The 14,239-nt window shown below is 73.4% G+C and carries 12 protein-coding genes and 1 pseudogene; 3 read left to right on the top strand and 10 right to left on the bottom strand.

The features are described from left to right. Positions 1 to 46 precede the first annotated feature (46 nt). The 3 genes from FLM69_RS01370 to FLM69_RS01360 are packed head-to-tail and all read left to right on the top strand — an operon-like array spanning position 47 to position 4,138. Positions 47 to 1,648, top strand: a complete 1,602-nt coding sequence (locus FLM69_RS01370; protein ID WP_036382726.1) for a glucose-6-phosphate isomerase — start codon at positions 47 to 49, stop codon at positions 1,646 to 1,648. Continuing rightward, a complete protein-coding gene (gene zwf / locus FLM69_RS01365) occupies positions 1,638 to 3,200 on the top strand; it encodes a glucose-6-phosphate dehydrogenase (RefSeq protein WP_036382727.1) in 1,563 nt (520 codons plus the stop codon). Before FLM69_RS01370 ends, zwf begins: the two co-directional genes overlap by 11 nt. Next, on the top strand, positions 3,197 to 4,138 hold the full coding sequence (locus tag FLM69_RS01360) for a glucose-6-phosphate dehydrogenase assembly protein OpcA (RefSeq protein ID WP_036315284.1): 942 nt from the start codon (positions 3,197 to 3,199) through the stop codon (positions 4,136 to 4,138). Before zwf ends, FLM69_RS01360 begins: the two co-directional genes overlap by 4 nt. Positions 4,139 to 4,232: 94 nt before the next feature. On the opposite strand, the gene secG is transcribed toward FLM69_RS01360, so the two are convergent. The 10 genes and pseudogenes from secG to FLM69_RS01310 all read right to left on the bottom strand — a co-directional run bounded on the left by secG (position 4,233) and on the right by FLM69_RS01310 (position 14,208). After that, the gene (gene secG / locus FLM69_RS01355) at positions 4,233 to 4,484 is read right to left on the bottom strand and encodes a preprotein translocase subunit SecG (RefSeq protein WP_036315286.1); all 252 of its coding nucleotides are present in this window, start codon (positions 4,482 to 4,484) and stop codon (positions 4,233 to 4,235) included. An 81-nt stretch (positions 4,485 to 4,565) separates the two neighbouring features. Beyond that, positions 4,566 to 5,357, bottom strand: coding sequence for a triose-phosphate isomerase (gene tpiA, locus FLM69_RS01350; protein ID WP_036382730.1), 792 nt, complete (start codon positions 5,355 to 5,357; stop codon positions 4,566 to 4,568). 2 nt (positions 5,358 to 5,359) lie between these two features. Then, a complete protein-coding gene (gene pgk / locus FLM69_RS01345; RefSeq protein WP_036382732.1) occupies positions 5,360 to 6,607 on the bottom strand; it encodes a phosphoglycerate kinase in 1,248 nt (415 codons plus the stop codon). Between the two features lie 107 nt (positions 6,608 to 6,714). Then, a pseudogene (gene gap / locus FLM69_RS01340) lies at positions 6,715 to 7,724 on the bottom strand (type I glyceraldehyde-3-phosphate dehydrogenase). Between the two features lie 185 nt (positions 7,725 to 7,909). Then, a complete protein-coding gene (locus FLM69_RS01335; RefSeq protein ID WP_036315296.1) occupies positions 7,910 to 8,536 on the bottom strand; it encodes a superoxide dismutase in 627 nt (208 codons plus the stop codon). Positions 8,537 to 8,685: 149 nt separating this feature from the next. After that, positions 8,686 to 9,651, bottom strand: coding sequence for a DNA-binding protein WhiA (gene whiA, locus FLM69_RS01330; RefSeq protein WP_036382735.1), 966 nt, complete (start codon positions 9,649 to 9,651; stop codon positions 8,686 to 8,688). Positions 9,652 to 9,682: 31 nt separating this feature from the next. Beyond that, on the bottom strand, positions 9,683 to 10,729 hold the full coding sequence (gene yvcK / locus FLM69_RS01325; protein ID WP_036382737.1) for a uridine diphosphate-N-acetylglucosamine-binding protein YvcK: 1,047 nt from the start codon (positions 10,727 to 10,729) through the stop codon (positions 9,683 to 9,685). Next, positions 10,726 to 11,622, bottom strand: coding sequence for an RNase adapter RapZ (gene rapZ, locus FLM69_RS01320; RefSeq protein WP_141842757.1), 897 nt, complete (start codon positions 11,620 to 11,622; stop codon positions 10,726 to 10,728). The genes yvcK and rapZ overlap by 4 nt, the downstream gene beginning before the upstream one ends. Beyond that, entirely contained in the window at positions 11,619 to 13,544 is a 1,926-nt protein-coding gene (gene uvrC, locus FLM69_RS01315; protein WP_181743462.1) for an excinuclease ABC subunit UvrC, read from the bottom strand. Before uvrC ends, rapZ begins: the two co-directional genes overlap by 4 nt. Then, positions 13,537 to 14,208, bottom strand: a complete 672-nt coding sequence (locus tag FLM69_RS01310) for a 1-acyl-sn-glycerol-3-phosphate acyltransferase (RefSeq protein ID WP_036315306.1) — start codon at positions 14,206 to 14,208, stop codon at positions 13,537 to 13,539. Before FLM69_RS01310 ends, uvrC begins: the two co-directional genes overlap by 8 nt. Positions 14,209 to 14,239: the final 31 nt, after the last annotated feature.

The following is a 14,239-nucleotide window of genomic DNA, read 5'->3' as shown; positions in this document are numbered from 1 at the left end:
CCCCCGACCCCGCCGCCCGCTCGCCACGCGCACGGAAGGACCCCCCATGAGCACCCTCGGCCTCACCGCCACCGGAGCCGCCCTCGAGGCGATCGACCGCCATCTGCCCGCTCTCCTCCAGGACCGCGTCGCCTCCCGCCTCGGGGAGCAGGACGCCGACCTGTGGGGGGCGCCGGCCCGCGACGAGGCCGCCAAGCGGCTCGGCTGGATCGACCTGTTCGAGGACTCCCGCGCCCTCGTCCCGCACATCGCCCAGCTGACCCGGGAGCTGCGCGCCGAGGGCGTGGACCGCGTGGTCCTGGCGGGCATGGGCGGCTCGTCCCTGGCCCCCGAGGTGATCGCGGCGACGGCCGGCGTCGAGCTCGAGGTCCTGGACTCCACGGACCCGCTCCAGGTCTCCCGCGCCCTCGAGCGCGACCTCGAGCGGACCGTGCTGGTGGTCTCCTCCAAGTCCGGCTCCACCGTGGAGACCGACTCGCAGCGCCGCGTCCTCGAGGCCGCGTTCCGCGACGCCGGGATCGACCCCCGCACCCGCCTGGTCGCCGTCACGGACCCGGGCTCACCGCTGCACGCCGCGTGCGAGTCCGCCGGCTGGCGCGCCGTCTTCACCGCGGACCCGACCGTGGGCGGGCGCTTCTCGGCCCTCACCGCGTTCGGCCTGGTCCCCACCGGCCTGGCCGGCGTGGACGTCGCGGCTCTGCTGGACGACGCGGAGGCCGTGCTCGACCTGCTGATCGCCGACGACGAGGACAACCCGGGCCTGCAGCTCGGCGCGGCCCTGGGCGGCACCCGTCCGCTGCGCGACAAGCTCGTCTTCGCCGACCACGGGTCCGGCATCGCCGGACTGCCGGCCTGGATCGAGCAGCTGATCGCCGAGTCCACGGGCAAGGACGGCACCGGGCTGCTGCCCGTCGTCGTCGCCCCCGGCGACCCCGAGACCGCGTGGGACGCCCCCGACCTGCTGCAGGTGCAGCTCGTCGGCGAGGACGACGTCGCGGCCCCGGGCCACGGCGTGCAGGTCGCCGGCTCGCTCGGCGCCCAGCTGCTGCTGTGGGAGGTGGCCACCGCGGTGGCCGGTCGTCTGCTCGGGATCAACCCCTTCGACCAGCCGGACGTGGAGGCCGCCAAGGCCGCCGCCCGCACCCTGCTGGACAGCCCTGCCGCCGAGCGGCCGGCCGACGGCGAGGTGGAGGGTGTCGAGGTCTCCGGCCCGGCGTCCGTGACCTCTGCCCCGGACCTGGCCGGCGTGCTGCGCGCCACGGCGGCACTGGTGCCCGAGGGCGGCTACCTGGCGGTCCACGCCTACCTCTCCCGTCATGACGACGCCGAGCTCGAGGAGCTGCGCGCGGACCTGGCGGACCTGGTCGGCCGCCCGGTCACGTTCGGCTGGGGTCCGCGGTTCCTGCACTCCACCGGGCAGTTCCACAAGGGCGGCCCGGCCGTCGGCGTGTTCCTGCAGATCACCGGCGACGCCGGCCTGGACCTCGAGGTGCCCGGCCGCCCGTTCTCCCTGGGCAGGCTCATCGCCGCGCAGGCCGCGGGCGACGCCCGGGTGCTGGGCGATCTCGGCCGCCCCGTGGTCACCCTGCACCTGCGCCGCCGCGACGCGGGCATCGAGGCCCTGAGGAGCGCCGTCCGTGGCCGGTGAGTCCCGGACCGCCCCCCGCAACCCGCTGCGCGACCCCCGTGACCGGCGCCTGACCCGCATCGCGGGTCCGTCGGCCCTCGTGCTGTTCGGCGTGACGGGCGACCTGGCGAAGAAGAAGCTCCTGCCGGCCATGTACGACCTGGCCCAACGCGGCCTGCTGCCGCCGGCGTTCTCCCTCGTCGGCTTCGGTCGCCGCAGCTGGTCCGACGAGGAGTTCGCCGACTACGTGCGCGCCGCCGTGGAGGCCTCCTCCCGGACCACGTTCGACGAGACCGTGTGGGACCAGTTCCGGGGCGGCCTGCGCTTCGTCTCCGGCGCGTTCGACGACGAGGCGGCCTATGTCCGTCTCGACGAGGTGCTCGCCGAGCTCGAGACCTCACGCGGCACGCGCGGGAACACGGCGTTCTACCTCTCCATCCCGCCGGACTGGTTCGAGGCCGTCTCCCGCCACCTGGCCGACCAGGGCCTGGCCGACCGGTCGCAGCCGGCCGAGGGCCCGTGGCGCCGCGTGGTCATCGAGAAGCCCTTCGGCCACGACCTGGCCAGCGCGCAGGAGCTCAATGCTGTGATCGAGCGCGTCTTCCCCTCGGACGCGGTGTTCCGCATCGACCACTACCTCGGCAAGGAGACGGTGCAGAACATCCTCGCGTTCCGGTTCGCCAACCGGATGTTCGAGCCGCTCTGGAACGCGGAGCACGTGGACCACGTCCAGATCACGATGGCCGAGGACATCGGCATCGGTGGACGGGCGAGCTACTACGACGGCGTGGGTGCGGCGCGCGACGTCATCCAGAACCACCTCCTGCAGCTGCTCGCGTTCACCGCGATGGAGGAGCCGATCTCGTTCGACGCGGACCATCTGCGCGCGGAGAAGGAGAAGGTCCTCGAGGCCGTGACCGTCCCGGACACGCCCGAGGGACTCGCGGCGGCCTCCGCCCGCGGCCAGTACACCTCCGGCTGGCAGGGCGGCGAGCGGGTCACGGGATTCCTCGACGAGGAGGGCTTCAACCCGGCGTCCGTCACGGAGACCTATGCCGCGCTCAAGGTGGGCATCCGCACGCGGCGCTGGCAGGGCGTGCCGTTCTACCTGCGGGCCGGCAAGCGCCTCGGCCGGCGGGTGACGGAGATCGCCGTCGTCTTCAAGAAGCCCCCGCACCTGCTGTTCCCCGTCCACGACGGGGACGAGTTCGGGCAGAACATCATCGTCATCCGGGTGCAGCCGGACGAGGGCGTCACCATCCGCTTCGCGTCCAAGGTGCCCGGCACGCAGACCGAGATCCGCGACGTCACGATGGACTTCGGCTACGGCCACGCCTTCACCGAGGACTCCCCCGAGGCGTACGAGCGTCTCATCCTCGATGTGCTCCTCGGGGAGCCGCCGCTGTTCCCGCGCCAGGCCGAGGTGGAGCTGTCCTGGCGGATCGTGGACCCGTTCGAGGAGCACTGGGCGAGCCTGGGCACCCAGCCCGAGCCCTACGCCCCGGGCACGTGGGGACCGCCCTCGGCCGACGCCCTCATGGCCCGCGACGGACGAAGCTGGAGGCGCCCGTGAAGATCCGCATGCACGACACCACCACCTCCCAGGTGGCCAAGCGCATCACGCAGCTGCGCGAGAAGAGCGGGGTCGTGGCCCTCGGCCGCGTCCTGACCCTCGTGATCAGCACGGACGACGCCGGCATCGAGTCCGCCGTCCAGGCCGCCAACGCGGCCTCGCTCGAACACCCGTGCCGCATCGTCGTCCTGGCCCTGGGCGACCCCGCGGCCCCCACCCGCCTGGACGCCGAGATCCGGGTCGGGGGCGACGCCGGCGCCTCCGACGTCGTGGTGCTGTGGTGCGCCGGGGAGAACGCCCACGCCGACGAGTCGCTCGTCTCCGGGCTGCTCCTGCCCGATGCGCCCATCGTCGTGTGGTGGCCCGGGGTGCCACCCGGGGTCCCCTCGGCGACGGCGCTCGGTCGCCTGGCCCACCGCCGGATCACGGACACGGCCTCGGCGTCCGCGGCCGAGCCCGCCCTGTGGGCTCTGCGCGCGGGCCACCATGAGGGGGACACCGACCTGGCCTGGACGCGCCTGACGCTGTGGCGGATCCAGGTGGCCGGGATCTTCGACACGCTCGACGTGGCCACCCTGCGCTCGGTGACGGTGGACGGGGCGCCGGACTCCCCCAGCACCATGCTGCTCGCGGCGTGGCTCACCCTGACCCTGAAGGTGCCCGTGACGATCGCGCACTCGAAGGTCGGCCACGGGATCCGTGCGGTGCGCCTGCGGTGCACGGACGGGGACGTGGTGCTCTCCCGCTCGCAGTCGCAGGTGGCCCGGCTCTATCAGCAGGGCCGGCCGGTGCAGCGCATCTCCCTGCCACGCCGGACGATCCAGGACTGCCTGGCCGAGGAGCTGCGCCGCCTGGACCCGGACGAGGTCTTCGGCGCCGTGCTCCACCAGGGCCTGCCGCGCACGGACCTCTCCCCCGTGCAGGCCTCCGAACGCTGAGGGGCCCCCGGCGCCCCACCGGCCCGGGACGCGCGAACGCCCCGCACGGATCTTCCGTGCGGGGCGTTCGCGTCGGGGCCCGGCGGGGGCGGCCTCAGGACTCCATGGTCAGTCGCGGCAGGACGCCGAGCAGGGCGATCACGACACCCCAGGCGACCACGGAGCCGACGGTCAGGCGGGTGAGCAGACGCTGGGCGGAGCCCGAGGAGCTCATCGAGCTGGTCACGCCGCCGCCGAACATGTCCGAGACGCCGCCGCCGCGGCCCTTGTGCAGCAGGATGAGCAGCACGATGACCACGCTGAGCACGACCACGAGGATCTGCAGGGCCAGGGTCAGGACGTCCACGGGAGGGCTCCTCGGGTCGAGGTGCGGCCCCGGCGCGCGCCGGGGCCGTCACGGAGAATGCGGTCGGTCGGGCCGGACGGATCAGGCCTGGTCGAACCGGACGATCTTAGCAAACTCGTCCGCGTCGAGGCTGGCGCCGCCCACGAGCGCGCCGTCCACGTCCGGCTGTGCCAGCAGCGCCGGCGCGCTGGAGGACTTCACGGAGCCGCCGTAGAGGATCCGCAGCCCGGCGGCGACGTCGTCGCCGTGCAGTGCGGCCACGCGGGCGCGCAGGGCCGCGCACATCTGCTGCGCGTCCTCGGGGCCGGCGACCTCGCCCGTGCCGATCGCCCATACGGGCTCGTAGGCGACGACGACGCCGGCCACGTCCTGCGCCGACAGGCCCGCGATGGAGCCCTCCAGCTGGGCGAGCGTGTGCTCGACGTGCCGGCCGGCCTGGCGCACCTCCAGGCCCTCGCCCACGCAGATCACCGGGGTGAGGCCGTGGCGCAGGGCCGCGGCGGCCTTGCGCGCGACGAGGGCGTCGTCCTCCCCGTGGAGGGTGCGGCGCTCGGAGTGGCCCACGATCGCGTAACGGCACCCCAGCGCGGCCAGGAACGCGCCGGAGACGTCGCCCGTGTAGGCGCCGGCGTCCTCGGGCGAGAGGTCCTGCGCGCCGTAGACGAGGTCCAGGCGGTCGCCGGTGACGAGCGTCTGCACGGACCGCAGGCCCGTAAAGGGCGGGAACACCGCGACCTCCACGGCCTCCTGGTCATGGTCCGCGTCCGTGAGGAGCCACGTGAGGCGCTGCACCAGGGTGACGGCCTCGAGGTGGTCCAGGTTCATCTTCCAGTTGCCCGCGATCAGCGGCACGCGCGTGGTCTGCTCCGCCATGCTCACGCCCGCCCCTCGCCGGCCAGGGCGGTGACGCCCGGCAGCTCCTTGCCCTCGAGGTATTCGAGGGAGGCGCCGCCGCCGGTGGAGATGTGGCCGAACGCGTCGTCGGCGAAGCCGAGCGTGCGCACGGCCGCCGCGGAGTCGCCGCCGCCGACCACCGACAGGCCGCCGGCCGCGGAGGCCTCGGTGAGGGCCTGGGCCACCGCCCGGGTGCCCTCCGCGAAGGCCGGGAACTCGAACACGCCCATGGGGCCGTTCCAGAACACGGTCTGGGCGCCGCGGATCTGCTCCGCGAACGCCCGGGCCGTCTCCGGGCCGATGTCCAGGCCCATGGCGGACGCGCCGTGCGCGCCCGAGGTGAGGGCGTCCACGGCCAGGACCTCGTGCTCGGCGTCGGCCGCGAAGCCGGAGGCCATGACGATGTCCGTGGGGAGCACGATGCGGGCGGCCCCGGCCTCGGAGCGGCGCAGGTACTCGCGGACGGTGTCGAGCTGGTCCTCCTCGAGCAGGGAGGCGCCCACCTCGTGGCCCTGCGCCTTGAGGAAGGTGAAGAGCATGCCGCCGCCGATCAGCAGCATGTCGGCCTTGTCCAGCAGGTTGTCGATCACGGCCAGCTTGTCCGAGACCTTGGACCCGCCCAGCACGACGACGTAGGGCCGCTCCGGGGACTCGGTCAGGCGGGTGAGCACCTCGAGCTCGGCGGCGACCAGCGGGCCCTGGTGGGCCGGCAGCTGCGCCGCGACGTCGAACACGGAGGCGTGCTTGCGGTGGACCGCGCCGAAGGCGTCGCCCACGTAGGCGCCGTCCTCGCCGGCCAGCGCCGCCATCTCGTCGGCGAGGGCGGCGCGCTCGGCATCGTCCTTGGAGGTCTCGCGGGCGTCGAAGCGCACGTTCTCCAGCAGCAGCACCTGGCCGTCCTGCAGGGCGGCGGCCTTCGCGCGCGCGTCGTCCCCGGTCACGTCCGCGGCGAGGGCGACGTCGGCGCCCAGCAGCTCGGCCATGCGCGCGGCGACGGGGCGGAGGGAGTACGCGGGGTCCGGCTCACCCTTGGGGCGGCCCAGGTGGGCCATGACGATTACGCGCGCGCCGGCCTCGGCCAGGTCCCGAATCGCGGGAAGCGAGGCACGGATACGGCCGTCGTCGGTGACGGTGTCCCCATCCAGCGGGACGTTCAGGTCGGACCGGATGAGCACGGTGCGGCCGGCGACGCCGGCCTCGAGCAGATCGTTGAGGGTCGATGCGGGCATGATGCCTCCTGGGGTGCCGGAGCGGGGTCGGTTCACGGTGCAGTCTAGGCGGACGGCCCGGGCCGACGGGGGAACCGTCGGCCCGGGCCGTCGGGCGCCGTGCGGGCTCAGAGCTTCGAACCGATGAGGTCCGCGAAGTCCATGAGCTGGGAGGTGTAGCCGTACTCGTTGTCGTACCAGCCGATGACCTTCACGGTCTGGCCGATGGACTTGGTCAGCGGGGCGTCGAAGGTGCACGCCGCCGGGGAGGTGATGATGTCCGAGGACACGATCGGATCCTCGGAGTAGACCAGGCGGCCCTGCAGCGGGCCGGACTCCGCGGCCCTCTTGAACGCCGCATTGACCTCCTCGACCTCCACGTGGCGCGTCAGCTCCACGGTCAGGTCGGTGGCCGAGCCGGTGATGGTGGGCACCCGCATGGCGAAGCCGTCCAGCTTGCCCTTCAGCTCCGGGATGACCTCGCCGATGGCCTTCGCCGCGCCCGTGGAGGTGGGCACCATGTTCTGGGCCGCGGCGCGCGCCCGACGGCGATCCTTCTTGTGCACGTTGTCGTGCAGGTTCTGGTCGCCGGTGTACGCGTGGATCGTGGTCATGATGCCGTCCACGATGCCGAACTCGTCGTTGAGGACCTTCGCCATCGGGGCAGGCAGTTCGTGGTGCACGAGGCGTTCGAGACGATGTGCATCGACTCCGCGTCGTAGGTGTGCTCGTTCACGCCCATCACAAAGGTGCCGTCGACCTCCTTGGCGGGGGCCGAGATGAGGACCTTCTTGGCCCCCGCGTCGAGGTGGGCCTGCGCCTTGGGGCCGGTCGTGAAGATGCCGGTGCACTCGATGACCAGGTCCACGCCGAGCTCACCCCACGGCAGCTTCATCGGGTCGGCCTCCTGGAAGAACGCGACGTCGCGGCCGTCGATGCGGAACCCCTTCTCGGTCCGCTCCAGCTCGCCCGGGTAGCGGCCCAGGATGGTGTCGTACTTGGTGAGCCAGAACAGGTCCTCGGGGTCGGCGAGGTCGTTCACGGCGACCAGCTCGAGGCCCTCGTGGCCGCGGTCCCTGAGCACGCGCACGATGTTGCGTCCGATGCGGCCGTAGCCGTTGATGGCGATCTTGGTCATGGTGGTCCCTCTCGTCAGTTCTCGTTGCGTGGTCCCCGTGGCGGTGGGTCCGGGGCGGTGCGGTCGAGCGGTCGCGCCCGGTCCGGGCGCTCGGTGGGGACAGGGCCGGAGCGCCGAGCCCCTCCCCGCATCGGGGCGCTGACGTCGTGGGGCCACGACGTCAGCGCCCCGGTGCGCGGTGTGGATCAGGCCGGGAGGATCAGGCCGGAGGCGCCGGCGCGGGCGGCCTCGAAGCGGGCCTGCACGTCGGCCCAGTTCACGATGTTCCAGATCGCCTTGACGTAGTCCGCCTTGACGTTCTGGTAGTCGAGGTAGAAGGCGTGCTCCCACATGTCCAGCTGGAACAGCGGGATGGTGGCGACCGGCACGCCGTTCTGCTGGTCGTAGAACTGCTCGATCACCAGGTTGCCGCCGATGGGCTCGTAGGCCAGCACGGCCCAGCCGGAGCCCTGGATGCCGAGGGCGGCGGCGGTGAAGTGGGCCTGGAACTGGTCGAACGAGCCGAAGTACTCGTCGATGGCGGCGGCCAGCTCGCCGGTCGGCTTGTCGCCGCCCTCCGGCGAGAGGTTCTTCCAGAAGATCGAGTGGTTCGTGTGCCCGCCCAGGTTGAAGGCGAGGTCCTTCGACAGCTGGTTCACGGAGCCGAAGTCGCCGGCCTCACGCGCGGCGGCCAGCTTCTCCAGGGCGGTGTTCGCGCCCTTGACGTACGTGGCGTGGTGCTTGGAGTGGTGCAGCTCCATGATGCGGGCCGAGATGTGCGGCTCCAGCGCGGCGTAGTCGTAGTCCAGCTCCGGAAGGGTGTATTCGGTCATGCTTCCTCCTTGATCAGGCGAGGCTGCGGGCAGGACGCCCTCGGCCTCCACCTCGGGCAACCCCGCGTCCCGGCGGCGTATTCCGTCCGTCTCCATTGTGGTCGGGGGCGGAGCGACGGGGCCAGATCCCGTCGACGGTGATCCCGCGCTCAGCCCTCGGAGGCCGCGTCCGTCCCGGGGATGCCCCGCTCGGCGGCCCGCTTGTCCGCCATGGCCAGCAGCCGGCGGATGCGCCCGGCGACGGCGTCCTTGGTCATCGGCGGGTCCGCGAGGCGGCCGAGCTCGTCGAGGGAGGCCTGCTTGTGCTCGAGGCGCAGCCGGCCCGCGTAGCGGAGGTGGTCGGGCACCTCGTCGCCGAGGATCTCGAGGGCCCGCTCCACCTTCGCCCCGGCCATGACGGCGGCCTGGGCGGAGCGGCGCAGGTTGGCGTCGTCGAAGTTCGCCAGGCGGTTGGCGGTGGCCCGGACCTCTTTGCGCTCGCGCCGCTCGCGCCAGAGAGTCGCGGTCTGCTCCGCGCCGACGGCGGCGAGCAGCGTGGCGATCGCCTCGCCGTCGCGGACCACGACGCGGTCCAACTGACGCACCTCGCGTGCCTTCGCCGCCACGCGGAGCCGACGCGCGGCCCCCACCAGCGCGAGCGCGGCCTCCGGGCCCGGCGTGGTCACCTCGAGGGCCGCCGAGCGGCCGGGCTCGGTGAGGGAGCCGTGGGCCAGCAGGGCCCCGCGCCACACGGCGGCGGTGGCCGCCGTCGTCCCGCTGACGAGGACCGGCGCGAGGCCACGCACGGGCCGTCCCCGCTGGTCGATGAGCCCGGTCTGCCGGGCGAGGTCCTCTCCCCCGCGCACGACCCGGAGCACGTACCGCTGACCACGGCGCAGGTTGCCGCCGGAGACCACCACGATCTCCGGGGCCAGGCCGTACAGGTCGGTGATGGCGGCGCGCAGGCGGCGCGCACTGGCGCCGTGGTCCAGCTCCGCCTCCACGACGACGCGGCCGGCCACGAGGTGCAACCCCCCGGCGAACCGCAGCATCGCCGCGGTCTCCGCCCGCCGCTCCGGGGTCGCGGCGACCGGCACACGGGCCAGCTCCTCCTTGAGGGTCATGGTCAGCGCCATGCTCGTGCTCCTTCTCGGCGAGGTGCGCGCGTCAGTGGGTCATCGCCTCGTCGATCGCGACGGCCAGGCGCAGCGGGTCGTGGACCTGGGGATCCTGGGCACTGCTCACTCTACTGAACGCCACGCGCGCGCCCATCCGGGCCGCCTCGGCCTCCACCGCCGCCCGGTCGGTGACCGCGTCCACGTCGGCGATCACCACGTCCAGCCGGAGGTCCGGCGCATACGAGCGCAGCACCTTGAGGTGGTCGGCGTGGGCGAGGCCGGTGGTCTCTTGGTCCCCCGTGCGCAGGTTCAGCACCATGAGGCGCCGGGCGGTGGTGGCGGCGAGCGCCGAGCGCACCTCCGGCATCAACAGGTGCGGCAGCACCGACGTGTACAGCGAGCCGGGTCCGAGCACCACCCAGTCGGCCAGCTCGATCGCCGAGAGCGCCTCCGGGGTGGCGGGGGCGTCGGACGGGCTCAGGCGGACGTCGGTGACGCGCCCCTCGAACGCGGCGACTGCGAAGGCCACCTGGCCCTCCACGCATCGGGTGCGCAGGCGGCCGTCCGGGCCGGCGCTGAGCACGTCCCCGCCGATGGTCAGCGGCACCCGCGAGACCGGCAGGACCTCGCCGTGCGCCCGCAGCAGGGCGCCGGCCCAGCGCAGCCCGTCCACCGGGTCGCCCAGCAGCTCCCACAGGGCGACGATCAGGAGGTTCCCGAGCGCGTGGTTGTCCAGGGTGGCCTGGTCGGCGGGCACCTCGGTGGAGCGGAAGCGGTGCTGCATGACGTGGGCCCAGGTCCGACCCCAGTCGGTGTCGTCGCACAGGGCGGCCAGCGCCATGCGGAGGTCGCCGGGCGGCAGCACCGCCATCTCCCGGCGGATGGTGCCGGAGGAGCCGCCGTCGTCCGCCACCGTGACGATGGCCGTGAGGTGCCCGGCCACGTGCCGCAGGGCCGCGAGGGACGCGGAGAGGCCGTGGCCGCCGCCGAGGGCGGTGACGCGGGCCGTGGGGCGGGACATGCCGGCGCCCACCCCGCGCCCTTCCGAACCCATCCCGGGCGGCAGGGGCAGTTGGCCGGTGAGCGGGGACGTCATTCGCGCCCCATGTCCCGGTGCTGGACGTGCACCGTCACGTGGGGCACCTGGGCCAGGCGCCGGGCCAGCTCCTCGGCGACGGCCACGGAGCGGTGCTTGCCGCCCGTGCAGCCGATGGCGAGCGTAGCGTAGTGCTTGTTCTCCCGCCGGTAGCCCTCGAACACCGGCCCCAGCATGGCGACGTACGCGCGCAGGAAGTCCTCGACACCGGGGCGGGAGAGCACGTAGTCCGCGACCGCGGCCTCCGTGCCCGTGTGCGGACGCAGCGCCGGCACCCAGTGGGGGTTGGGGATGAAGCGCATGTCCGCCACGAAGTTCGCGTCCGCCGGGACGCCGTACTTGAACCCGAAGCTCATGATGGTCAGGCGCAGCGTGACGGGGCCGGACTCCGAGAACAGCTCGGTGATCTCCGTGGCCAGGCCGTGCACGTTCAGCTCGGTGGTGTCCACCACGACGTCGGCACGCGCCTTGAGCGGCTCGACGACGTCCCGCTCCGCGCGGATGCCGTCCAGCAGCCGGGCGTTGCCCTGCATCGGGTGGGGGCGGCGGCCGGCCTCGAAGCGTTGCAGGAGGACGTGGTCCTCCGCATCGAGGAACACGGTGCGATACTCCACTCCGCTGTTGGCCAGGTGCTGCAGGGCGGCGTACAGCTCCTCGAAGTAGGAGCGCGAGCGCACGTCCACCACGATCGCCAGGCGCGGGAACGCCTCCGGCGAGCGGGCGATGAGCTCGGCCAGCGTGCCGAACAGGGCCGGCGGCATGTTCTCCACCACGGCCCAGCCGTGGTCCTCGAGCGCGTGCGCGGCGGTGGTCCGTCCGGCGCCGGACATGCCGGCGATCACGAGCACCTCCGACGTCGGCGGCTTCTCCGGCTGGAGGGTCTCCTCGGTCATGGCTCCACTGTAGCCGCGGGCGTGTCGGCCGTGAGCGCCGTGTGGACGGCCTCGGCCAGCCGCGGCCCGATGCCGGCGACCTCGGTCAGCCGGTCCACGCCGGCGGCCCGGATCTCGGCGACGGAGCCGAAATGGTTCAGCAGCGCGGTGCGCTTGGCCGGGCCCAGACCCGGGATCCCGTCCAGGGCGGAGACGGTCATCGCCTTGGACCGCCGGCTGCGGTGGCCGGCGATCGCGAACCGGTGCGACTCGTCGCGGATGCGCTGGAGCAGGTACAGGCCCTCCGAGGTGCGCGGCAGGACCACCGGGAACTCGTCGCCCGGCAGCCACACCTCCTCGAGCCGCTTGGCCAGCCCGACCACGGGCAGGTCGTCCAGGCCGAGCTCCTCGAGGACCGCCGCGGCCGCGGCCACCTGGGGCGGGCCGCCGTCGACCACCACGAGCGAGGGCGGGTACGCGAAGCGGCGCCCCGACTCCTGATCGTCCCCCTCGACCTGACCGGAGAGCGGGGCGCCCTCCGCGCGCTCCTTGGCCAGGCGGGCGAAGCGGCGCCGCAGGACGTCGCGCAGGGACGCCGTGTCGTCCCGGGCGGCCTCCCCCGTGACGTTGAAGCGGCGGTAGTCCTTCTTCTTCGGCAGCCCGTCCTCCATGACGACCATCGAGCCGACCACGTTGGTGCCCTGGGAGTGGGAGATGTCGTAGCACTCGATGCGCAGCAGAGGCTCGGTGATCTCCAGGGCCTCCTGCAGCTCCCGCAGGGCGGCGGAGCGGGTGGTGAGGTCCCCGGACCGCCGCGACTTGTGCAGCTTGAGGGCCATCGCCGCGTTCTCCCGGACGGTCTCCATGAGGTCCGCCTTCGAGCCCCGCCGGGGCACGCGCACGGCGACCCGTGACCCGCGCAGGCCCGAGAGCCACTCGGTGAGCTGTGCGGCGTCGTCGGGCTCGACCGGGACGAGGATCTCGTGCGGGATGCGCTCCGGCCCCTCGAGGTCGCCGTAGACCTGCTGGAGCAGGTGCGCGACCATCTCCGGCTCGGCGACGTCCTCCACGCGCTCCATGACCCAGCCGCGCTGGCCGCGGATGCGTCCCTGCCGGACGTGGAACACCTGCACCGCGACCTCCAGCTCGTCCGCGTGCAGGGCGAAGATGTCCGCCTCCGTGTTCTCCGGCAGCACCACGGCGTTGCGCTCGAACACGCGGCGCAGCGCGGCGATGTCGTCCCGCAGCCGGGCCGCGTCCTCGTAGCGCAGCTCCTCGACGGCGCGGGCCATGGCCTTCTCCAGCTCGCGGATGAACCGGTTCGCGTCCCCGGCCATGAAGTCGCAGAAGTCCTGGGCCAGCGCGCGATGGTCCGCCGGGCTGATCCGGCCCACGCAGGGCGCCGAGCACTTGCCGATGTAGCCGAGCAGGCACGGCCGGTCCTGGGCGCGGGCCCGCTTGAACACGCCCGCCGAGCACGTGCGGACCGGGAAGACGCGCAGCATCAGGTCCACGGTCTCGCGGATCGCCTTGGCCGGGTGGAACGGGCCGAAGTACTTCACGCCGGGCTTCCGGTCGCCGCGCATCACCTGGACGCGCGGGAACTGCTCGTTCATGGTCACGGCCAGGTACGGGTACGACTTGTCGTCCCGGTACATGATGTTGAACCGGGGGCGGTACTCCTTGATCCACGTGTACTCGAGCTGGAGCGCCTCCAGCTCGGAGCCGACGACGGTCCACTCGACCGCGGCCGCCGTGAACACCATGGTCCGGGTCTTGGTGGCCAGCCGAGCCGGGTCCTGGAAATAGGAGCTCAGGCGGGCGCGCAGGTTCTTCGCCTTGCCGACGTAGACGACGCGTCCGTCCGCGTCGCGGAAGCGGTAGACGCCGGGGGACGTGGAGATCTCGCCCGGAGCCGGGCGGTAGAAGGCCGGATCAGCCACGGGCACCCGGGGCGGCGTTGTACGCGTCCACGCGCTCCTGCCCCGAGAGCGCGCCGATGGCGTCCATGATCGCCGCCGTCGCGTCGCGGCGCTGCGGCAGGGTGTGTCGACGCCCGGGGTGGCCGAAGTCCAGGGGCGCGCCCACGCGCACGGAGAACCGGTGGGGACGGAAGCCGTTCGTGTCCGGCGGCTGGAGGTGCTGCGTGCCGACGAGGCCCACGGGCACCACGGGTGCGCCGGTGGCCAGGGCCAGCCAGGCCGCACCGGTGCGGCCGCGGTAGAGGCGGCCGTCGCGGCTGCGGGTGCCCTCCGGGTAGATGCCGACGCCCTGGCCGGACTCGAGCAGGCCCACGAGGGACTCGAGCGCGGCCACGGAGGCGGCCTGCTCGCCCCGGCGGACGGGGACGGAGCCCACGGACTCGAAGAACCGCCGCCGGACGCGGCCCCGCAGGCCCGTGCCCGTGAAGTACTCCTCCTTGGCGAAGAAGTGGACCGGGCGGGGGGCGAGGGCCTGGAGGATCACCGAGTCGACGAAGGACAGGTGGTTGGAGGCCATGACGAAGGGGCCCCGCGCAGGGACGTGCTCCATGCCGACGACCTCGGGGCGGCAGGTGAGCCGCAGGAGCGCGGCGGCGCTCCTGCGCACGGGCTCCGACGTCGCCATGGCTCTCCTTCGTCCGCGTCCTGCGTGGGCG

This window comes from Micrococcus sp. R8502A1 (assembly GCF_006704135.1).
GTDB lineage: Bacteria > Actinomycetota > Actinomycetes > Actinomycetales > Micrococcaceae > Micrococcus > Micrococcus luteus.
The sequence above is the reverse complement of the archived record's forward strand: the minus strand, read 5'-3'. Positions and strand labels throughout refer to the sequence as shown.